The 22,053-nt window shown below is 59.2% G+C and carries 17 protein-coding genes; 6 read left to right on the top strand and 11 right to left on the bottom strand.

Annotated elements, in window-relative coordinates; translation table 11 throughout:
- Window position 1: 1 nt before the first annotated feature.
- The 6 genes from mnmG to rpmH form a co-directional block, all read right to left on the bottom strand.
- Entirely contained in the window at window positions 2-1,894 is a 1,893-nt protein-coding gene (mnmG, locus tag RGM2987_RS24350; protein ID WP_245145414.1) for a tRNA uridine-5-carboxymethylaminomethyl(34) synthesis enzyme MnmG, read from the bottom strand.
- 543 nt (window positions 1,895-2,437) lie between these two features.
- Entirely contained in the window at window positions 2,438-3,808 is a 1,371-nt protein-coding gene (gene mnmE / locus RGM2987_RS24345) for a tRNA uridine-5-carboxymethylaminomethyl(34) synthesis GTPase MnmE (protein WP_245145413.1), read from the bottom strand.
- Window positions 3,809-3,887: 79 nt separating this feature from the next.
- Window positions 3,888-5,570, bottom strand: coding sequence for a membrane protein insertase YidC (gene yidC, locus RGM2987_RS24340; protein ID WP_245145412.1), 1,683 nt, complete (start codon window positions 5,568-5,570; stop codon window positions 3,888-3,890).
- 2 nt (window positions 5,571-5,572) lie between these two features.
- Window positions 5,573-5,818, bottom strand: coding sequence for a membrane protein insertion efficiency factor YidD (gene yidD / locus RGM2987_RS24335; protein WP_010465488.1), 246 nt, complete (start codon window positions 5,816-5,818; stop codon window positions 5,573-5,575).
- Window positions 5,811-6,212, bottom strand: coding sequence for a ribonuclease P protein component (gene rnpA, locus RGM2987_RS24330; protein WP_245145428.1), 402 nt, complete (start codon window positions 6,210-6,212; stop codon window positions 5,811-5,813). The genes yidD and rnpA overlap by 8 nt, the downstream gene beginning before the upstream one ends.
- A 16-nt stretch (window positions 6,213-6,228) precedes the next feature.
- Entirely contained in the window at window positions 6,229-6,363 is a 135-nt protein-coding gene (rpmH, locus tag RGM2987_RS24325) for a 50S ribosomal protein L34 (RefSeq protein WP_003213577.1), read from the bottom strand.
- A 564-nt stretch (window positions 6,364-6,927) separates the two neighbouring features.
- On the opposite strand from rpmH, the gene dnaA reads away from it, so the two are divergent.
- From dnaA to gabP, 5 genes are all read left to right on the top strand, one after another.
- On the top strand, window positions 6,928-8,451 hold the full coding sequence (gene dnaA, locus RGM2987_RS24320; protein WP_245145411.1) for a chromosomal replication initiator protein DnaA: 1,524 nt from the start codon (window positions 6,928-6,930) through the stop codon (window positions 8,449-8,451).
- A gap of 39 nt (window positions 8,452-8,490) precedes the next feature.
- The gene (gene dnaN, locus RGM2987_RS24315) at window positions 8,491-9,594 is read left to right on the top strand and encodes a DNA polymerase III subunit beta (RefSeq protein WP_245145410.1); all 1,104 of its coding nucleotides are present in this window, start codon (window positions 8,491-8,493) and stop codon (window positions 9,592-9,594) included.
- 20 nt (window positions 9,595-9,614) lie between these two features.
- A complete protein-coding gene (gene recF, locus RGM2987_RS24310; protein WP_245145409.1) occupies window positions 9,615-10,718 on the top strand; it encodes a DNA replication/repair protein RecF in 1,104 nt (367 codons plus the stop codon).
- Window positions 10,719-10,723: 5 nt separating this feature from the next.
- Window positions 10,724-13,141: a DNA topoisomerase (ATP-hydrolyzing) subunit B gene (gyrB, locus tag RGM2987_RS24305; RefSeq protein WP_245145408.1), complete on the top strand. Its 2,418-nt coding sequence runs from the start codon at window positions 10,724-10,726 to the stop codon at window positions 13,139-13,141.
- 303 nt (window positions 13,142-13,444) lie between these two features.
- Window positions 13,445-14,839 carry a GABA permease gene (gabP, locus tag RGM2987_RS24300; RefSeq protein WP_245145407.1) on the top strand — a complete coding sequence of 465 codons (1,395 nt, stop codon included), beginning with the start codon at window positions 13,445-13,447 and terminating at the stop codon, window positions 14,837-14,839.
- A 132-nt stretch (window positions 14,840-14,971) separates the two neighbouring features.
- On the opposite strand, the gene RGM2987_RS24295 is transcribed toward gabP, so the two are convergent.
- Window positions 14,972-15,706, bottom strand: coding sequence for a response regulator transcription factor (locus RGM2987_RS24295; protein WP_245145406.1), 735 nt, complete (start codon window positions 15,704-15,706; stop codon window positions 14,972-14,974).
- A gap of 197 nt (window positions 15,707-15,903) precedes the next feature.
- Here RGM2987_RS24295 and RGM2987_RS24290 point away from each other — a divergent pair, with 197 nt between their 5' ends.
- Window positions 15,904-17,418: a HAMP domain-containing sensor histidine kinase gene (locus RGM2987_RS24290; protein WP_245145405.1), complete on the top strand. Its 1,515-nt coding sequence runs from the start codon at window positions 15,904-15,906 to the stop codon at window positions 17,416-17,418.
- A gap of 164 nt (window positions 17,419-17,582) precedes the next feature.
- On the opposite strand, the gene RGM2987_RS24285 is transcribed toward RGM2987_RS24290, so the two are convergent.
- The 4 genes from RGM2987_RS24285 to glyQ all read right to left on the bottom strand — a co-directional run bounded on the left by RGM2987_RS24285 (window position 17,583) and on the right by glyQ (window position 21,985).
- Window positions 17,583-18,362, bottom strand: a complete 780-nt coding sequence (locus RGM2987_RS24285) for a lysophospholipid acyltransferase family protein (RefSeq protein WP_245145404.1) — start codon at window positions 18,360-18,362, stop codon at window positions 17,583-17,585.
- A gap of 81 nt (window positions 18,363-18,443) precedes the next feature.
- A complete protein-coding gene (gmhB, locus tag RGM2987_RS24280) occupies window positions 18,444-18,977 on the bottom strand; it encodes a D-glycero-beta-D-manno-heptose 1,7-bisphosphate 7-phosphatase (protein ID WP_245145403.1) in 534 nt (177 codons plus the stop codon).
- 3 nt (window positions 18,978-18,980) lie between these two features.
- Complete coding sequence (gene glyS, locus RGM2987_RS24275; RefSeq protein WP_245145402.1) at window positions 18,981-21,035, bottom strand: glycine--tRNA ligase subunit beta; 2,055 nt, start codon at window positions 21,033-21,035, stop codon at window positions 18,981-18,983.
- Window positions 21,032-21,985 carry a glycine--tRNA ligase subunit alpha gene (glyQ, locus tag RGM2987_RS24270; RefSeq protein ID WP_022641565.1) on the bottom strand — a complete coding sequence of 318 codons (954 nt, stop codon included), beginning with the start codon at window positions 21,983-21,985 and terminating at the stop codon, window positions 21,032-21,034. Before glyQ ends, glyS begins: the two co-directional genes overlap by 4 nt.
- Window positions 21,986-22,053 lie beyond the last annotated feature (68 nt).

Here is a 22,053-nt window from a genome sequence, read left to right as displayed (position 1 = left end):
CTCAAGCGCTTTGCTCCAACTGGCGGCCCGCGCCGCGTTTTTTCAAATGAATCATCAACAGGGAAATGGCCGCCGGAGTCACACCGGGGATGCGCGAGGCCTGGCCCAGGGTTTCCGGACGCGTGGCGCCAAGCTTGCTCTGGATTTCCTTCGACAACCCGGAAATCCCCGTGTAGTCGATATCCACAGGCAGTTTCGTGTCTTCGCTGGCACGCAGGCGGGCGATCTCGTCCTGCTGACGGTCGATGTAGCCGGCGTACTTGGTCTTGATCTCGACCTGTTCAGCCACCTGTGGATCTTCTGCGCCTTGGCCAGTCACTTCCACCAGCCCGGCGTAGTCGATTTCCGGACGGCTCAGCAGGTTGAGCAAATTGTATTCATGGGTCAGCGGCGTGCCGAATTTCGCGGCAATGGCGTCGCCCTGTTCAGTACCGGGACGAACCCAGGTGCTTTTCAGGCGTTGCTCTTCCCGCTCGATGCTCTCGCGCTTCTTGCAGAACGTGGCCCAACGCACATCATCGACCAACCCCAGCTCACGACCTTTCTCGGTCAGGCGCAGGTCGGCGTTGTCTTCACGCAGGATCAACCGATATTCCGCCCGGGAGGTGAACATCCGATACGGTTCCTGGGTGCCCAGGGTAATCAAGTCATCCACAAGCACACCGATGTAGGCCTCATCGCGGCGCGGGCACCAGCTGTCCTTGCCCTGGGCGCGCAGCGCGGCGTTGGCGCCAGCGAGCAGGCCTTGGGCGCCGGCCTCTTCGTAACCGGTGGTGCCGTTGATCTGTCCGGCGAAGAACAGGCCGCCAATGACCTTGGTTTCGAGGCTGTATTTCAGGTCACGCGGGTCGAAGTAATCGTATTCGATGGCGTAGCCCGGGCGAACGATGTGGGCGTTTTCCATGCCGCAGATCGATTGCACGATCTGCAACTGCACATCGAACGGCAAGGAAGTGGAAATCCCGTTCGGGTACAGCTCGTGGGTGGTCAGGCCTTCCGGCTCGATAAAGACCTGGTGGCTTTCCTTGTCGGCAAACCGATGGATCTTGTCTTCGATCGACGGGCAATAGCGTGGGCCGATCCCTTCGATCACGCCGGAATACATCGGCGAGCGGTCAAGGTTGGCGGCAATGATCTCGTGGGTACGGGCATTGGTGTGGGTGATCCAGCAACTCACCTGCTGTGGGTGTTGCTCTTTCGATCCCAGGAACGACATCACAGGGATCGGCGTATCACCCGGTTGCTCAGTCATCACCGAGAAATCCACAGAGCGGCCATCGATGCGCGGTGGCGTACCGGTTTTCAGGCGACCGACACGCAGCGGCAATTCCCGCAGGCGCTGGGCCAATGCGATCGAGGGCGGATCGCCGGCGCGGCCACCAGAATAGTTCTGCATGCCGATGTGGATAAGTCCACCGAGGAAGGTCCCGGTGGTCAATACCACGGAATCTGCGAAGAAACGCAGGCCCATTTGGGTGACGACGCCGCGTACCTGGTCCTGCTCGACGATCAAGTCATCGGCCGCTTGTTGAAATATCCACAGGTTCGGCTGGTTTTCCAGGATTTCGCGTACAGCGGCCTTGTACAAGACCCGGTCGGCCTGGGCGCGAGTCGCACGCACGGCAGGGCCTTTGCGGCTGTTCAATACGCGGAACTGGATACCGCCCTTATCGGTAGCCATGGCCATCGCACCACCCAGGGCATCGATTTCCTTGACCAGATGGCTCTTGCCGATCCCACCAATGGCGGGGTTGCAGCTCATGGCGCCGAGGGTTTCCACGTTATGCGTCAGCAACAGGGTCTTGGCCCCCATGCGCGCTGACGCAAGTGCTGCCTCGGTACCGGCATGACCGCCGCCGATGACGATCACTTCAAAACGGGAAGGGAAATCCACCACGCACCTCGTGCCTGCTTAATTCAGGTAATTCGGAAAATAGGTTTTGACTCTGGCCTTGGGCGTTTTTTGAGCCAGGTCGGCAAGTATAGGGACTTCGCCCTTTCTAAAGAACCCTCTGCACAAAATTTAACCAGCTGTGGAGAACTGGCGGTTAAAAAAATAAAAAAGAAAGAAATTTATAAAACCTTTGTTTTTATGTTTATTCTTACTGAGCCACCTATCTGTGGATAAAGCTTTACAGGCCTTTATTTTCAATGTGTACAGAGATTCAAAAGGCTGTGGTCATCTGGTACTGAGGGGCTTGGATAACCGGTGTAAGCCTGTGGATGAATGGTGTTGTTATCCACAGAGGCGGTTATCTTCAGTTTTGGAGGGGGTTTATCAACCGAGCTCAATGGCGGTTATTCACAGGGCTTAGCTTCTGGATATTGTCGTCCACAAGACCACGGCCATGAAGGGCAATCAACATAAAAGGGTGAAGAAACCGGGTTCGCGTTGACTCGATGCGCTTTCGAGCGCTCCCCCGGTAAGGAGGCGGGGTTATTTACCGATGCAGAAACTGGAGAAGATCCGGCCCAAGAGGTCGTCCGAGCTAAACGCCCCCGTGATTTCCCCTAAAGAATGCTGCGCCTGGCGTAAATCTTCCGCCAGCAGCTCTCCGGCACCTGCCAAAGTCAGCTGTGCACGACCGTGTTCCAACGCGGCACTGGCATGGCGCAACGCCTCAAGGTGCCTGCGCCGGGCGCTGAAGCTGCTTTCCGAGGTTTGTTCGTAACCCATGCAAGCCTTGAGGTGTTCACGCAGCAGTTCCAGGCCTTCGCCTGCCGCCTTTGCGCTCAGGCTGATGGTCACGTGGCCATCGGTGCTGACTTCCAGGGCGATTGTTTCCCCGGTCAGGTCGGCTTTGTTGCGAATCAGCGTGACTTTCGCCGGATCCGGGCGAACCTCGAGAAATTCAGGCCACAAGGCGAACGGATCGTCCGCCTCCGGTGCGGTGGCATCGACCACCAGCAATACACGATCGGCCTCGCCAATGGCTTTCAGCGCCCGCTCAACGCCGATCTTTTCCACATGATCGTCGGTATCGCGCAAGCCGGCAGTGTCCACGACGTGCAAGGGCATGCCGTCGATGTGGATATGTTCGCGCAGAATGTCCCGCGTGGTGCCGGCAATCTCCGTGACAATGGCCGCCTCGCGGCCGGCCAGGGCATTGAGCAGGCTGGACTTGCCGGCGTTTGGCCGCCCGGCAATCACCACGGTCATGCCGTCGCGTAACAAGGCACCCTGCCCGGCCTCACGCAGTACTGTGGATAACTCATCGCGGACTTTGTCGAGCATGCTCAGTACATGGCCATCGGCGAGGAAATCGATTTCTTCCTCCGGAAAGTCGATCGCCGCTTCGACGTAGATCCGCAACCCGATCAACTGTTCGGTGAGGTTATGCACACGCTGGGAAAACGCGCCCTGCAACGAGCGCAAGGCATTGCGCGCAGCCTGTGCAGAACTGGCCTCGATCAAGTCAGCGATGGCTTCGGCCTGGGCCAGGTCAAGCTTGTCATTGAGAAAGGCCCGTTCACTGAACTCACCCGGCCGCGCCAGGCGACAGCCCAGTTCAAGACAGCGCTTGAGCAGCATGTCCAACACGATCGGGCCGCCATGTCCCTGGAGTTCCAGCACGTCTTCGCCGGTGAACGAATTCGGGCCCGGGAAATACAAGGCCAGGCCTTCATCCAGGACTTGCTGGTCATCGCTGAAAAACGGGCCGTAATGCGCATATCGCGGCTTGAGTTCACGACCGCTGATGGCCTTGGCCGCAACACTGGCCAACGGCCCGGAAATACGGACGATGCCGACACCACCGCGCCCCTGGGCGGTGGCTACGGCAGCGATGGTTTCACGCGGTGTGCTCATAAACCGGTATCCAGACAAAAGTGACAGATAGCAAAACGCCCCACTAGGGGGCGTTTTGTGTGGTTATCCACAGAGCAAGTTACGCCTCGGCTTTTTTCGTCGCCGCTTCGATCTTACGTGTGATGTACCACTGCTGAGTGATGGACAACACGTTGTTCACAACCCAGTACAGTACAAGACCGGCTGGGAACCATAGGAAGAAGAAGGTGAAGATGATTGGCATCATTTTCATGACCTTCGCCTGCATAGGGTCCGGAGGGGTCGGGTTAAGCTGCTGCTGGATGAACATGGTTGCGCCCATGATGATCGGCAGGATGAAGAACGGATCCTTGATCGACAGGTCGGTAATCCACAGCATGAATGGCGCCTGGCGCATCTCCACGCTTTCCAGCAGAACCCAGTACAGCGACAGGAACACCGGCATCTGCACGAGAATCGGCAAGCATCCACCCAGCGGGTTGATCTTCTCTTTCTTGTACAGCTCCATCATGGCCTGGGACATTTTCTGCCGGTCATCGCCATGCTGTTCTTTCAGGGCAGCCAGTTTCGGTGCCACTGCGCGCATGCGGGCCATGGATTTGTAGCTGGCAGCCGACAATGGGAAGAACAGGCCCTTGATGAGCATGGTCAGGAAGATGATCGACCAGCCCCAGTTACCGACGATGCTGTGGATATGTTGCAGCAACCAGAAGATCGGTTGGGCAATGAACCACAGGAAGCCGTAGTCCACGGTCAGCTCCAGACCTGGGGACAACGCTTTAAGGACGGCCTGGCTTTTCGGACCGGCATACAGAATGGCGCTGGTTTCGGCTTTGCCACCCGGTGCGGCGCTCAACGTCGGGCCGGTATAGCCGATGATGAAGTTGCCTTTGCTGTCTTTACGCGTCTGGACGATGTTGCTGTCGCCCTTCTGCGGAATCCAAGCGGTTACAAAGTAATGCTGCAACCAGGCAACCCAGCCACCCTGGACGGTTTCCTTGAGCTGCGCCTTGTCCATGTCCTTCATGGACACTTTCTTGTACGGCTCCGAACTTGTCCACAGGGCGGCGCCCAGGTAAGTCGCGGTGCCGGTGGCGGTGCTGGAGGAAGGATCATCACTGGCGTCGCGCTTGAGTTGCGCGAACATCGCGCCCGACCAAGGCTGGGCACTCTGGTTGTCGATCAGATAGGAAACCGTCACGTCATACAGGCCACGTTTCAGGGTGAAACGCTTGATGTAGTTGACGCCGTCCTTGCTGAACTTCAGGTCGACGACCAGTTGTTCCTGGCCATCAGCCAGTTGATAAGTCTTCTTCTCGGCGGAGTAAACCGGACGACCAGCCGGGTTTGCATCCGGACCGTTGGTGCCGATCAGGCCACTTTGGGCCAGATAGGTCCGCTCGTTCCCGTTATCGAACAACTGGAACGGGATTTCCGGATGATCCTGGCGACGTGGGTACAGCGGCAGCTTCAACTGTGCGACGTCACCACCTTGTGGATCGATTGCCAGCTCGAGCACGTCCGTCTTGACCTGGATGAGGTCTTTGCTTGCGGCCACGGGGGCTTCGGCAGGAGTGCTGGTTTCGCTTGCGGCGCGTGGAACGTCGTCATTGCTGGCGTTTGTGTTGCCAGTAGGTACGTCCGGCAGGCTCGGTGCGGTATTGCTGGCTGCAACATTCTGAGTCGGCAGGGCAGCCTGGCCATAGTCCTGGTTCCATTTAAGGACCATGACGTAGGACACGATTGCCAGGGCGACGATCAGGATCGTGCGTTTGATATCCATGATTACTCGGCCATCGAAGAAGAACGGGAGGTAGGGATAGGCGGAACCGGGTCATAACCGCCGGGATTCCACGGATGACAGCGACCTAAACGACGAAAGGTCAGCCAGCCACCGCGCAGGAGGCCATGATTTTCTATGGCTTCATACGCGTAGCAGGAACAACTGGGGTAGAAACGACAGTGACTGGCCATCAAAGGACTAATGGCGTAGCGGTAAAACTGGATCGGAACGAGTGCCAGTTTACGCATCGGGACTGTCTACCCCTACAGTTTCGGTGTTGGCTGCTGGTACCGGCTTGTTGCGCGCCAGACGTTTCCAGAGCTTGCCGAAATGCTGAATCAATTCGGGGTTTTCTACGTCACCCAAACCTTTGCGCGCGACGATAACAATGTCCCATCCGACCAGGTCTTGCTGGTTCAGGCGAAACGATTCGCGCATCAGACGTTTGAGGCGATTGCGCTGAACGGAGAGCTTGACGCTCTTTTTCCCGATAACCAGCCCGAGTCGGGGGTGATCGAGATCGTTGCTGCGCGCAAGGAGCAGGAGATTTTTCCCCGGAACCTTGCCGGTAGGGGAGTCAAAGACTGCCTTGAAATGCCGGGGAGTAAGCAGACGCTTTTCCCGACTGAAGTCCTGACTCACCTCCAGTGCCGGATTATCAAACTGCCAGACGCGCACGACCTTTGGCGCGACGACGCGACAGGACGGCACGACCGTTCTTGGTAGCCATGCGAGCACGGAAACCGTGGGTACGAGCGCGTTTGATAGTGCTTGGTTGGAAAGTACGTTTCATGTCGTGTTACCTGGTTCGTCCACAACGGGCCGGAATGGCCCCCGTTTTAAGAGACCGGGGATTCTAGAGAAAGCAAGCCTCTAGGTCAATTTCCAACCAGCGTTTCCTTTAAATAGATATCCAGCCTCTCGGATGTCATTCCCCTGCGGAGCCAAATATAGAAATAAAGAAGGGAATTATTTAAAGCTTTTCTGTAAAGCTTATAAAAGCTAGGCGGCCATTGGTCTGTGGATAACCACCTGTATCCCTTTATATTCAAGCTGTACAGAGAATGACAACTACAGTGGAAAGCAGTGACAAGCCTGTGCTGCGCTGTCGGATAAGCTGTGGGTGAAAGTGTAGGTTATCCACAGAGGGGTTATCCACTGGGTTTGACCCCTACTTGTGCAACGACCTCAAGCCTGGTTATCCACAGAGCTTATCCACTGACCGCCCGTCGCCTTTCCCTCTGTTAAGGCATTGATAAATCATGGGCGAACAGCAACCTGCATGTGGATAACTGGACGTCTGATCGCTACAATGGCCGCTTGTTTTTGCCTCACCGGCTTTCAACAGGGGATATCCGTGTCAGTGGAACTTTGGCAGCAGTGCGTGGAGCTTTTGCGCGATGAGCTGCCTGCCCAACAATTCAACACTTGGATCCGTCCACTACAGGTCGAAGCCGAAGGCGACCAGCTGCGTGTCTACGCACCGAACCGCTTCGTTCTCGACTGGGTCAACGAAAAGTACCTGGGCCGGGTCATGGAGCTGCTCGACGAGCACGGCAATGGCATGGCGCCGGCGTTGTCCTTATTAATAGGTAGCAAGCGCAGCTCGGCACCGCGGGCAGCGCCCAATGCGCCGCTGGCTGCGGCGGCCTCCCAGGCCCAGGCGGCTGCGGTACCGGTCAACAACCATGCCGCGCCTGCCCCGACGCCCACGCCGAACAAGCGCAACGCACAAAAAGTGGAAGAGGTCAGCGAGGAGCCGTCCCGGGATAGCTTCGACCCCATGGCCGGCGCCAGCAGCCAGCAGGCACCGGTACGGGCCGAACAGCGCACCGTCCAGGTCGAAGGCGCGCTCAAGCACACCAGCTACCTGAACCGGACCTTCACCTTCGAGAACTTCGTCGAAGGTAAGTCCAACCAACTGGCCCGGGCAGCCGCCTGGCAAGTCGCGGACAATCCCAAGCACGGCTATAACCCGCTCTTTCTTTATGGCGGCGTGGGCTTGGGTAAGACCCACTTGATGCATGCCGTGGGCAACCACCTGTTGAAGAAGAACCCGAATGCCAAGGTCGTGTACCTGCATTCTGAGCGCTTCGTAGCCGACATGGTCAAAGCGTTGCAACTGAACGCGATCAACGAATTCAAGCGCTTCTACCGTTCGGTGGACGCCCTGCTGATCGACGATATTCAGTTCTTCGCGCGCAAGGAACGCTCCCAAGAGGAGTTTTTCCACACCTTCAACGCCTTGCTTGAAGGTGGACAGCAGGTGATTCTCACCAGCGACCGTTACCCGAAGGAAATCGAAGGCCTTGAAGAACGCCTCAAGTCGCGGTTCGGTTGGGGTCTGACGGTTGCCGTCGAGCCTCCGGAACTGGAAACCCGGGTCGCGATCCTGATGAAGAAGGCCGATCAGGCCAAGGTCGAACTGCCCCATGATGCGGCGTTCTTCATTGCCCAGCGTATTCGCTCGAACGTGCGTGAACTCGAAGGTGCCCTCAAGCGGGTGATCGCCCATTCGCACTTCATGGGGCGCGACATTACCATCGAGCTGATTCGTGAGTCGTTGAAGGATCTGCTGGCCCTTCAGGACAAGCTGGTGTCTGTGGATAACATTCAGCGTACTGTTGCTGAATACTACAAGATCAAGATTTCCGACCTGTTATCCAAGCGCCGTTCGCGCTCGGTAGCACGACCGCGCCAGGTGGCCATGGCCTTGTCCAAGGAGTTGACCAACCACAGCCTGCCGGAAATCGGCGATGTGTTTGGCGGTCGCGACCATACCACCGTGCTGCACGCCTGCCGCAAGATCAACGAACTTAAGGAATCCGACGCGGACATCCGCGAGGACTACAAGAACCTGCTGCGTACACTGACCACTTGATGACCACCAGCGCAGCTTATTAAGGCAAGGGACTAGACCATGCATTTCACCATTCAACGCGAAGCCCTGTTGAAACCCCTGCAACTGGTCGCAGGCGTCGTCGAACGCCGCCAGACCTTGCCGGTACTTTCCAACGTGCTGCTGGTTGTCGAAGGCCAGCAACTGTCGCTGACCGGTACCGACCTGGAAGTCGAGCTGGTCGGTCGTGTGCAGCTTGAAGAGCCCGCCGATCCAGGTTCTATCACGGTGCCGGCGCGCAAGCTGATGGACATCTGCAAGAGCCTGCCCAACGATGCGCTGATCGACATCAAGGTCGATGAGCAGAAGCTCGTGGTCAAGGCTGGCCGCAGTCGTTTCACCCTGTCGACCCTGCCGGCCAATGATTTCCCGACTGTGGAAGAAGGCCCGGGCTCGCTGACCTGTAGCCTGGAACAGAACAAATTGCGTCGTCTGATCGAACGCACCAGCTTCGCCATGGCCCAGCAGGATGTGCGTTACTACCTCAACGGTATGCTGCTGGAAGTGTCCGCCGGTGTGATCCGCGCCGTCGCCACCGACGGGCACCGCCTGGCGATGTGCTCGATGCAGGCCGATATCGGCCAACCGGATCGCCACCAGGTGATCGTACCGCGCAAAGGTATTCTCGAACTGGCGCGCCTGCTGACCGAGCCGGATGGCAACGTCAGCATTGTGCTGGGCCAGCACCACATCCGCGCTACTACAGGTGAGTTCACCTTCACCTCGAAACTGGTGGACGGCAAATTCCCTGACTACGAGCGCGTGCTGCCAAAAGGTGGCGACAAGCTGGTGCTGGGCGACCGCCAGGCGTTGCGCGAAGCCTTCAGCCGTACCGCGATTCTGTCCAACGAAAAGTACCGTGGTATTCGTCTGCAACTGGCCAACGGTCAGCTGAAAATCCAGGCGAACAACCCGGAGCAGGAAGAAGCGGAAGAAGAAGTAGGCGTGGAGTACAACGGCGGCTCCCTGGAAATCGGCTTCAACGTCAGCTATCTGCTCGACGTACTGGGGGTGATGACCACCGAGCAAGTGCGTCTGATCCTGTCCGACTCCAACAGCAGTGCGCTGGTACAGGAGTCCGATAACGACGATTCGGCTTACGTTGTCATGCCGATGCGTCTGTAATCATGCCCAGCAGAAGCTAGATGTCTCTAAGTCGCGTCTCGGTCACCGCGGTGCGCAATCTGCACCCGGTGACCTTCTCCCCCTCCCCCCGAATCAATATCCTGTACGGCGCCAACGGCAGCGGCAAAACCAGTGTCCTGGAAGCCGTTCACTTGCTGGGGCTTGCCCGTTCGTTTCGCAGTACACGACTGTTGCCGGTCATTCAGTACGATCAGTTGGCGTGCACGGTGTTCGGTCAGGTGGAGCTTGCAGAAGGTGGGCATAGCGCCTTGGGGATTTCCCGGGATCGGCAAGGCGAGTTCCAAATCCGCATCGATGGCCAGAATGCCCGCAGCGCCGCGCAACTGGCGGAGATCCTACCGCTGCAGTTGATCAACCCCGACAGCTTCCGATTGCTTGAAGGCGCGCCGAAAATTCGTCGACAGTTCCTCGACTGGGGTGTGTTCCACGTGGAACCGCGATTCATGGGGACTTGGCAGCGCTTGCAGAAGGCGCTGCGCCAGCGAAACTCTTGGCTGCGGCATGGTACACTTGACGCCGTTTCGCAAGCGGTTTGGGACAGGGAACTGTGCCAGGCCAGCGCTGAAATCGATGAATACCGCCGTGCTTACATCAAAGCCTTGAAACCGGTCTTCGAGCAGACCTTGAGCGAACTGGTTGAGCTTGAGGGCCTGACGCTCAGCTATTACCGAGGCTGGGACAAGGATCGGGAACTGAGCGCCGTGCTGGCTGGTTCACTGCAGCGAGACCAGCAGATAGGCCATACCCAGGCCGGACCACAACGCGCTGACTTGCGCCTCAGATTGGGCGCACACAATGCCGCGGACATCTTGTCCCGGGGACAGCAGAAGTTGGTGGTGTGTGCCTTGCGGATTGCCCAAGGGCACCTGGTCAGCCAGGCTCGTCGCGGTCAGTGTATTTATCTGGTGGATGACTTGCCGTCCGAGCTGGACGAAGCCCACCGCCGCGCCTTGTGCCGCTTGCTGGAAGACTTACGCTGCCAGGTTTTTATCACCTGTGTAGATCACGAATTACTGAGGGAAGGCTGGCAGACGGAAACGCCAGTCGCTCTGTTCCACGTGGAACAGGGCCGTATCACCCAGACCCACGACCATCGGGAGTGAAGGCATTGAGCGAAGAAAATACGTACGACTCAACGAGCATTAAAGTGCTGAAAGGCCTGGATGCCGTACGCAAACGTCCCGGTATGTACATTGGCGACACCGATGATGGTAGCGGACTGCACCACATGGTGTTTGAGGTGGTCGACAACTCCATCGACGAAGCCCTCGCCGGTTACTGCGACGACATCAGCATTATCATCCACCCGGATGAGTCCATCACCGTTCGTGACAACGGCCGTGGCATCCCGGTAGACGTGCATAAAGAGGAAGGCGTTTCCGCCGCCGAGGTCATCATGACCGTCCTGCACGCCGGTGGTAAGTTCGACGATAACTCCTACAAGGTCTCCGGCGGTCTGCACGGCGTAGGTGTCTCGGTAGTGAACGCACTGTCCGAGGAACTGGTCCTCACGGTTCGCCGCAGCGGCAAGATCTGGGAACAGACTTACGTCCACGGCGTGCCTCAGGCACCCATGGCGATTGTTGGCGACAGCGAAACCACCGGGACCCAGATTCACTTCAAGGCTTCCAGCGAAACGTTCAAGAACATCCACTTCAGCTGGGACATCCTCGCCAAGCGGATCCGTGAACTGTCGTTCCTGAACTCCGGTGTCGGCATCGTCCTCAAGGATGAGCGCAGCGGCAAGGAAGAGCTGTTCAAGTACGAAGGCGGCCTGCGGGCGTTCGTCGAGTACCTGAACACCAACAAGACGGCGGTCAACCAGGTCTTCCACTTCAACGTCCAGCGTGAAGACGGCATCGGCGTGGAAATCGCCCTGCAATGGAACGACAGCTTCAACGAGAACCTGTTGTGCTTCACCAACAACATTCCGCAGCGTGACGGCGGTACCCACCTGGTGGGCTTCCGTTCGGCGCTGACGCGTAACCTGAACAACTACATCGAACAGGAAGGCCTGGCGAAGAAGCATAAAGTCGCCACCACCGGTGACGATGCCCGTGAAGGCCTGACGGCGATCATTTCGGTGAAGGTGCCGGATCCGAAATTCAGCTCCCAGACCAAGGACAAGCTGGTCTCTTCCGAAGTGAAGACCGCGGTCGAGCAGGAAATGGGCAAGTACTTCTCCGATTTCCTGCTAGAGAACCCCAACGAAGCCAAGCTGGTGGTCGGCAAGATGATCGACGCCGCCCGTGCCCGTGAAGCGGCGCGCAAGGCCCGTGAGATGACCCGCCGCAAAGGCGCGCTGGACATCGCCGGCCTGCCGGGCAAACTGGCTGACTGCCAGGAAAAGGACCCTGCCCTGTCCGAGCTGTACCTCGTGGAAGGTGACTCTGCTGGCGGCTCCGCCAAGCAGGGACGCAACCGTCGCACCCAGGCGATCCTGCCGCTCAAGGGCAAGATCCTGAACGTCGAGAAGGCGCGCTTCGACAAGATGATTTCCTCCCAGGAAGTCGGCACCTTGATCACCGCGCTGGGCTGTGGCATCGGCCGCGAAGAGTACAACATCGACAAGCTGCGCTATCACAACATCATCATCATGACCGACGCCGACGTCGACGGTTCGCACATCCGCACCCTGCTGCTGACGTTCTTTTTCCGTCAACTGCCGGAGCTGATCGAGCGCGGCTACATCTACATCGCCCAGCCGCCGCTGTACAAGGTCAAGAAAGGCAAGCAAGAGCAATACATCAAAGACGACGACGCCATGGAAGAGTACATGACGCAGTCGGCCCTGGAAGATGCGAGCCTGCACCTGAACGAAGACGCTCCGGGCATCTCCGGCGAGGCACTTGAGCGCCTGGTCAACGACTTCCGTCTGGTGATGAAGACCCTCAAGCGCCTGTCGCGTCTTTATCCACAGGAGCTGACCGAGCACTTCATCTACCTGCCGGCCGTCAGCCTGGAACAACTGTCCGATCACGCAGCGATGCAGGATTGGCTGGCCCAGTACGAAACCCGCTTGCGCACCGTCGAGAAGTCCGGCCTGGTCTATAAAGCCAGTCTGCGTGAAGACCGTGAACGTAACGTCTGGCTGCCAGAGGTCGAATTGATCTCCCACGGCTTGTCGAACTACGTTACCTTCAACCGCGACTTCTTCGGCAGCAACGATTACAAGACCGTTGTCTCCCTCGGCGCGCAATTGAGCACGCTGCTGGACGAAGGCGCCTACATTCAACGCGGCGAGCGCAAGAAAGCCGTGACCGAGTTCAAGGAAGCCCTTGAATGGCTGATGGCCGAAAGCACCAAGCGCCACACCATCCAGCGCTACAAAGGACTGGGCGAAATGAACCCGGACCAGCTGTGGGAAACCACCATGGACCCGGGCTCGCGCCGGATGCTGAAGGTCACCATCGAAGACGCCATTGGCGCGGACCAGATCTTCAACACCCTGATGGGTGATGCGGTCGAGCCACGTCGTGACTTTATCGAGAGCAACGCGTTGGCGGTGTCTAACCTGGATTTCTGATCAACCGGCAGCCATTGCTCTACAAGAAAAGCCAACGCCTAAAGCGTTGGCTTTTTTTTACGTCTTAATTAAATGCTTCCTTGCGAGACCCAACGGTCAAGAACCGGGTAACCCGGTAACACTTTGGAACAAAGGCTTTCTTCTCAATAGTTTGCAAACCGCAGCAACCCCCCGCAACTACGGGGTCTCGGATTTTCTGGCGTAAAACTTGCGTGCTGAATAAACAACACATCGTCTTTTTAAATTGACAGAAGACGATGGCAAGAGGCGGTACGAATAAATCCAATTCCAAGGGTAGTCTCAATGAGTGGTACGCAAACTTCCAACAACCTGGAGCAAGGGCTCAAGCCCCGTCATGTGACAATGCTCTCCATCGCCGGCGTGATTGGCGCTGGTCTTTTCGTGGGCTCCGGCCATGCAATCGCAGCGGCCGGGCCGGCTGTGCTGCTGGCCTATGCGGCGGCCGGTGCGCTGGTGGTGTTGGTGATGCGCATGCTCGGCGAAATGGCCGTGGCCTCGCCGGACACCGGTTCTTTCTCGACTTACGCGGATCGGGCGATCGGGCACTGGGCCGGTTTCACCATCGGCTGGCTTTACTGGTGGTTCTGGGTGTTGGTGATTCCATTGGAAGCCAACGCGGCCGCGACCATCCTGCATGCCTGGTTCCCGAACGTGGCGATCTGGGTCTTCACCCTGGTGATCACCTTGTTGCTGACGATTACCAACCTGTTCAGCGTAAAGAACTACGGCGAGTTTGAGTTCTGGTTCGCCCTGGTCAAGGTCATCGCGATCATTGGCTTCGTGGCCCTGGGCGCGCTGGCGATCTTCGGTTTGCTGCCTACCAGTCAGGTCAGTGGCGTTTCGCACCTGTTCGATACCCAAGGCTTCCTGCCCAACGGCATGGGCGCCGTACTGGGCGCGATCCTGACCACCATGTTCTCGTTCATGGGCACCGAGATCGTGACCATTGCGGCTGCCGAGTCGAAGAACCCGGGCCAGCAGATTTCCAAGGCGACCAACTCGGTGATCTGGCGGATCGGCCTGTTCTATCTCGTGTCGATCTTCATGGTGGTGTCGCTGGTGCCGTGGAACGACCCGATGCTCGCAAGCGTAGGTTCGTACCAGACCGTGCTGGAGCGCATGGGCATCCCTAACGCCAAGCTGATCGTCGATATCGTGGTGCTGGTCGCGGTGACCAGTTGCCTGAACTCGGCGCTGTACACCGCTTCGCGCATGATGTTCTCGTTGGGCAAGCGTGGTGATGCGCCGGCGGTTTCCCAGCGCACCAATAAGAGCGGTACGCCTCACTGGGCCGTAATGCTGTCGACCGCCGCCGCGTTCCTGGCGGTGTTTGCCAATTACGTGGCCCCGGCCGCTGTGTTTGATTTCCTGCTGGCGAGCTCGGGTGCCATCGCGCTGCTGGTGTACCTGGTGATCGCGGTTTCGCAATTGCGTATGCGTAAGCAGCGCATGGCACGCGGCGAAAAAATCGCCTTTAGCATGTGGTTGTTCCCTGCGCTGACCTACGCGGTCATCGTGTTCATCGTCGGGGCGTTGACTATCATGCTGTTCCAGGAAGCCCATCGCGTGGAGATCCTTGCAACGGGTCTGCTTAGCATTCTGGTGGTGGCGTGCGGATTGCTGTTGCAGCGTCGTCGGGTCGCGAAAACAGGAAGCCTGGCGCAAACGCTCGGTTGATATCCGGTGTGGCGAGGGAGCTTGCTCCCGCTGGGCTGCGCAGCAGCCCCTTTTTGTGAGCGCTTCGCACTGGAGCGTCAGCCCGGTCAAGCGGGAGCAAGCTCCCTCGCCACGGGATTCCATCCGCCCTCCCTAGCTTGCGACTGACGCTTCACTCCCCACCGCCACACTTTCCAACCGATACCCATACCCGTAAATCGTCAACAACTGCCAACCCCGCTCCGCAGTCAGTCCGAGCTTGTTGCGCAGGCGATAGATATGCGTGTCCAGTGGCCGGGACGAGGTCATTTCCTCGTGGGTCCAGAAACGTTCGTAGAAATACTCCCGGGACAGCGGCCGGCCCAGGTTGGCGAACAGGCAGCGGGCCAGGCGGTACTCTCGTTCGGTCAGGCTGATGGGCATGCCGGCGCGGGTGACGGTCAGTTCGGCGTCGTCGAACACCAGGTCATTGAACACCAGCGCCTCGCTGGCGGGCGCGCGTTCCAGATTGTGGCGACGCAGCACGGCGGTGACCCTGGCCTTGAGTTCGTTGGGCCTGAAGGGTTTGCTCACGTAATCGTCGGCGCCGGCGTTGAGGGCCTGGACGATGTCATGCTCGCCGTCACGGCTGGTGAGCATGATGGCGGCCGGCGGCGCGTCCATGTGCTCGCGGGTCCAGCGCAGCAGTGCCAAGCCGCTGATATCCGGCAACTGCCAGTCGAGGATCAACAGGTCGAAGGTTTCCCGGCGCAGCTGCCGCAGCAGGTCTTCGCCGCGTTCGAAACTGTGCAAGGTCCAGGCTGGCTCGCCCCTGCCGGGGATTTGTTGCACTGTCTGTTCCACCCGGCGCAACTCAGCCGGTTCGTCATCCAGTATGGCGACACGCATGGGACGCGATTTCCTTATCTGGGAAGTAACGGACAACTCAGGTGGCCCTGCACGGCAACGGCCCCTGTCGCTGGCAGCGACAATACCGACTCGCGGACCACAGGGAAAGGCAGCAGCGCACCGCCCATCGAGTCCGCTATAGTCATGGGCTTTTCAGTCTGCCGGTTGGACCCATCGTCCATGAAAAATATCCCTCTATGAACCACTCGCGCCGCCGTGAAAGCCGTGAGCCCACCCAGGTCCAGCGCCTGTTCCGCCAGTTGGTGCGCGAGTGGCTGTGGATAAGTCTTTTGCTGTTACCTCCGACCGGGTTGCTCTCCTACACTAACCAGGCTCGCAACGGCGCAGGCGCGGCCGTATTGTCGGTGCTGCTGGTAGCGTGTGTGTTGGGGTTGTTGTTATTGCGCCCACGCCTGGCGTTGTGGACGACGGTCGGCGGCATGAGCCTGGCCTTGTTGATCAGTGCCGCGCTGGAGGCAGAGGATTGGTGGTGGTCGCCCATGGCCAGTGTGCTGGGCATGCTGTTTGGCTACCTGATCTGGAATTGGCGGCGCCTGAGCGCGGTGCTGGCCTATTTCGGCTGGGAGCTGGCGCGCCTGGATGCCGAGCCCAAGGTCTTTCCCGAACGCCGCCGTGCGCCTTACACCGGCAGTGACCGTTTGCAGGGCCAGATCATGGCCCTGGAACAAGCCATGAGTCGAACGCGCGACACCCGGCGCTTCATCGCCGATGGTCTGGAATACCTTCCAGTAGCGACCATGATCTGTGACCCCCAAGGCAAACTGCTGCTGGGCAACCGCAAGGCTCGCGATCTCTTTGGTCATGGCCTGGCAGGTGGCGATGTGGTGGAGCATCTCGCGCAACTGGGTTATCCAGGCCTGGAGCATGGCGCGCTGCATCGCTTATCCACATTGCCATTGGTGGAATTTCGCGACATCCGCGAGCGCAGCCTGCGCCTGGAACGGGCCGCGCTGTTGCCGGTGGAAGGCGACGCGCCGGTGGGATGGTTGCTGAGCCTCACTGACCTGAGCGCGGAACGTGAGGCCGAAGGGCAGCGCAGCGTGATGTTGCGTTTCCTGTCCCACGACTTGCGTGCGCCGCATTCGGCCATCCTTGCGCTGCTGGATGTGCAACGGCACCAAGCGGGCGGCGATCATCCGTTATTCGACCAGATCGAGCGTCAGGTGCGGCGCGCCCTGGAGCTGACCGACGGTTTTGTACAGTTGGCCAAGGCCGAATCCGAGGCCTATCAATTCCAGCCGACGTTATTTGCCATGCTGGTGCTGGACGTGATCGACCAGGCGCTGCCCATCGCCCAGGCCAAGCGCATACGCTTGAGCCATCAACTGGACAATGAAGAGGTGATGGTCAGGGCGGATCAATCGTTGCTGACGCGCGCGCTGTTCAATCTGTTGGAAAACGCCATCAAGTACAGCGCGCCCGGGACCTGCATTTCACTGCAGGTCTATGGCCTGGAGGATTGGCTGGTCTGCGAAGTCATGGACCAGGGCAAGGGCATCGAACCGCAGGAATTGCCGGAACTGTTCTGCCAGTACCGACGGTTCTCGTCAGCCCACGGGGTGGACGGCGTTGGTTTGGGATTATCAATGGTCAAGGCTGTGATCGATCATCACGGCGGGCAAATCGAATGCCACAGCGTAGTGGGTGAAGGCACCACCTTCAGCTTGAGGCTTCCATTGTTGGAAGAGTGAAGGATCGCAGCGGTCGTGGCGGCACTGCGATCCAAAAACGCTATAAAAAACTTATGCACCTTCACCTGGGTTTTATGTGTTTAAGAAATATGTATAAAAAACATAGTGTTACATCATAAAAATCGAGATTTCAGGGAAAACGGTACACAGGTTATCCACAGATCTCAAACAGCAAGCTGATCGGTCGCCGCCGGTGCTGCTGGTGTCGGAGGCAACGAACCCATCTCGCGTTGGGTCTGCTCGTTCCAGGCCTGGACCCGGTCATTGAGATCGGCGATGGCGCGAGGCCCAGTGCCTTCGGCGTACATCGGCGCGCCGATGATCACGGTGATGGTTCCCGGCTTTCTGTTCCACCCAGCCTTGGGCCAGAATTTGCCGGCATTGTGTGCAATCGGCAATACAGGCAGGCCGGCGTTTACCGCCAATGCCGAACCGCTGCGGGAAAACTTGCCCACCGTTCCATAAGGCATGCGGGTGCCCTCGGGGAAGATCAGCACCCAGACGTTGTCTTTGAGCAATTCGTCGCCCTTCTTCGCCACTTGCTTGAGCGCAACCTTGGGGTTGTCGCGATCAATGGCAATCGGCCGCAGCATCGCCATGGCCCAGCCGAAGAACGGCACGAACAACAGTTCACGCTTGAGGACCTGGCTCAACGGCTCGAAATAAGCCGAGAGGAAAAACGTCTCCCAGGTGCTCTGGTGGTTGGATTGGATCACGCACGGGCGGTCCGGCACGTTCTCGGCGCCCTTCACTTCATAGTGAATGCCCAGGAACACCTTGCTCAGCCACAGTGCGCAGCGGCACCAGTACACGTTGATGAAACGGTAGCGCGCCTTGAACGGCAGGAAAGGCGCGACAAAAAAACTCAAGGAGCACCACAGCAACGAACTGGTGCCCAACAGCAGGTAAAAGAGAAAGGTTCTGATGGCCTGCAATATCGACATAGCGGCATTTACCGTTGCGGGCAATGCCCGCCTGTTCAAGCGCTTCCCGAACAATCCCTGATCAGGATGTCTTGGGGAGCCCTAATTGTGGATAAGTTCAGCGGCAATCGCCGCCAGGTCGTCAAAAATCAAGGTGCCCACCGGCAGGGTCTTGCCCAAGGTCTTCTGGCCTTTTCCGGTCTTTACCAAAACTGGCTGACAATCGACGGCCTTGGCCGCCTCCAGGTCACCGAGACTGTCGCCGACGAACCATACGCCCGCCAACGCCACGTCGTAATGCGCGGCAATGGTTTTCAACATGCCCGGCTTGGGCTTGCGGCAATCGCAGCCTTCATCCGGCCCGTGTGGGCAATAAACGATCAAGCCGACTTCGCCGCCCTGCTCCGCCACCAAGGCGCGCAAACGCTCGTGCATGGCCTCCAGCGCGGCCAGGTCGTAGTAACCGCGAGCAATGCCCGACTGGTTGGTGGCGACCGCCACCGTCCAGCCGGCCTTGCTCAACTGCGCGATGGCTTCGATCGAGCCTTCGATCGGCAACCACTCCTCCACCGATTTGATGTAAGCGTCGGAGTCGTGATTGATCACCCCGTCCCGATCGAGAATCAGCAGCTTCAAGGCTTACCCCAGCAACGAAATATCGGCGACGCCGAGGAACAGGCCACGCAGGCGCGCCAGTAGCGCGTAGCGATTGGCCCGTACATTGGCGTCTTCGGCATTGACCATCACCGCTTCGAAGAACGCATCCACCGGCTCACGCAAGGCCGCCAGGCGCGCCAGGGTTTCGCTGTACTGACGCGCTGCCGCCATTGGCTGGACCGCCTGGTCCGCCTGCTGGATTGCCGAGTAGAGGGAGAACTCGTTGGCGTTGTCGAAGTACTTGGCTTCGACGGTGGCCGCGATGTTGCCTTCGGCCTTGCCCAGCAGGTTCGACACACGCTTGTTCACTGCCGCCAGTGCCGCCGCTTCCGGCAGTTTGCGGAAGGCCTGTACCGCCTGCACGCGCTGGTCGAAGTCCAGGGCCGAGCCCGGCTTCAGGGCACGCACCGACAGGTAGGTCGCGACATCGACGCCTTCGTCTTCATAACGCGCACGCAGGCGGTCGAAGATGAATTCCAGTACCGCATCAGCCAGGCCAGGTGCCTTGACCTTGCTGCCGAACGCGTTGACGGCGAAGGCCACCGCGTCGTTCAGGTCCAGGTCCAGCTGCTTCTCGATCAGGATCCGGAGCACGCCCAACGCCGCACGACGCAGGGCGTACGGGTCTTTGCTGCCGGTGGGCAGCATGCCGATGCCGAAAATGCCGACCAGGGTATCGAGTTTGTCGGCGATCGCCACGGCCGCACCGGTCAGGGTGCTTGGCAGTTCAGCGCCGGCACCGCGGGGCATGTACTGCTCGTTCAGCGCCAGGGCCACGTCTTGCGGCTCGCCGTCGTTGAGGGCGTAGTAGTAACCGGCGACGCCTTGCATCTCCGGGAACTCACCGACCATCTCGGTGGACAGGTCGCACTTGGACAGCAGGCCGGCACGGGCCGCGCGCTGGGCGTCGCCGCCGATGCGTGGGGCGATGTACGCCGCCAGCTTGGAAACGCGCTCGGCCTTGTCGTAGACGCTGCCGAGTTTCTCCTGGAACACCACGTTTTGCAGACGCTCGTTGAAGCTTTCCAGTGGCTGCTTCTTGTCTTGCTTGAAGAAGAACTCGGCATCGGTCAGGCGCGGGCGAACGACTTTTTCGTTACCGGCGATGATCTGCTGCGGGTCTTTGCTTTCGATGTTGGCGACCGTGATGAAGCGCGGCAGCAACTTGCCTTCGGCGTCCAGCAGGCAGAAGTACTTCTGGTTGTCCTGCATGGTGGTGATCAGCGCTTCCTGCGGCACTTCAAGGAAGCGTTCCTCGAACGAGCACACCAGCGGCACTGGCCATTCCACCAGGGCGGTCACTTCGTCGAGCAAATCCTGCGGGACGATGGCGGTGCCTTCCTGGCGGGTTGCCAGCTCTTCGGTGCGCTTGCTGATCAGTTCGCGGCGTTCGTTGGCGTCGGCCAGCACGTAGGCGGCACGCAGGTCGGCCAGGTAGTTGGCCGGCGAGGTGATGCGCACGCTTTCTGGATGATGGAAGCGATGACCGCGGGAATCGCGACCGGCCTTCTGCGCGAGGATCGTGCAATCGATGACCTGGTCACCGAGCAGCATCACCAGCCATTGGGTCGGACGCACGAACTCTTCCTTGCGTGCGGCCCAGCGCATGCGCTTGGGAATCGGCAAGTCATTGAGGGAATCTTCGACGATGGTCGGTAGCAGGCTGGCGGTCGGTTTGCCCTTGATGCTCTGGCTGTAGCGCAGCTTCGGCCCGCTCTGGTCGATTTCGCTGAGGTCCACGCCGCACTTCTTGGCGAAACCCAGGGCGGCCTGGGTCGGATTGCCGTCGGCATCGAACGCGGCCTGGCGTGGCGGCCCGTCGAGATTGATGCTGCGGTCCGGCTGTTGGGTCGCCAGCGCGGTAATCAGCACGGCCAGGCGGCGCGGTGCGGCGTACACCTGCTTGGCTTCGTAGCTCAGGCCAGCGGCTTGCAGGCCTTTGTCGATACCGGCCAGGAACGCATCGGCCAGGGTGTTCAGGGCTTTGGGTGGCAGTTCTTCGGTGCCCAGTTCAACCAGAAAATCTTGAGCACTCATTGTGCAGCCTCCAGCTTAGCCAACACTTCATCACGCAGGTCCGGGGTCGCCATCGGGAAGCCCAGCTTGGCACGGGCCAGCAGGTAGGCTTGCGCAACGGAACGCGCCAGGGTGCGTACACGCAGGATGTATTGCTGGCGCGCGGTCACGGAAATCGCCCGGCGTGCGTCCAGCAGGTTGAAGGTGTGGGACGCCTTCAACACCATTTCATAGCTTGGCAACGGCAGCGGCTGATCCAACTCGATCAGGCGCTTGGCCTCGCTTTCGTAGAAATCGAACAGTTCGAACAGCTTGTCGACGTTGGCGTGTTCGAAGTTGTAGGTCGACTGTTCCACTTCGTTCTGGTGGAACACGTCGCCGTAGGTCACTTTGCCGAACGGGCCGTCGGCCCACACCAGGTCGTAGACCGAATCCACGCCTTGCAGGTACATCGCCAGGCGTTCCAGGCCGTAGGTGATCTCGCCGGTCACCGGGTAGCACTCGATGCCGCCCGCTTGCTGGAAGTAGGTGAACTGAGTCACTTCCATGCCGTTGAGCCAGACTTCCCAGCCCAGGCCCCAGGCGCCCAGGGTCGGCGATTCCCAGTTGTCTTCGACGAAGCGGATGTCATGCACCAGCGGGTCGAGGCCCACGTGCTTGAGGGAGCCCAGGTACAGTTCCTGGAAATTCTCCGGGTTCGGCTTCAGGACCACTTGGAACTGGTAGTAATGCTGCAGGCGGTTCGGGTTTTCGCCGTAGCGGCCGTCAGTCGGGCGACGGCTGGGCTGGACATAGGCGGCGTTCCAGGTTTCCGGGCCGATGGCACGCAGGAAAGTGGCAGTGTGGAAAGTGCCGGCGCCTACTTCCATATCGTAGGGCTGAAGTACCACGCAACCTTGCTCGGCCCAGTATTGCTGGAGGGCGAGGATCAAGTCTTGGAAGGTACGCACGGCTGGCGTAGGCTGGCTCACGAAATTCACCTGTTTCTTGGGCTGCGATTTAAAGAGCGGGAGTATACCCGATTCGTTCGTGCGCACGC

The organism is Pseudomonas sp. RGM2987 (assembly GCF_022952855.1).
Classification (GTDB): domain Bacteria; phylum Pseudomonadota; class Gammaproteobacteria; order Pseudomonadales; family Pseudomonadaceae; genus Aquipseudomonas.
This window is presented reverse-complemented; position numbering and strand designations above follow the sequence as displayed.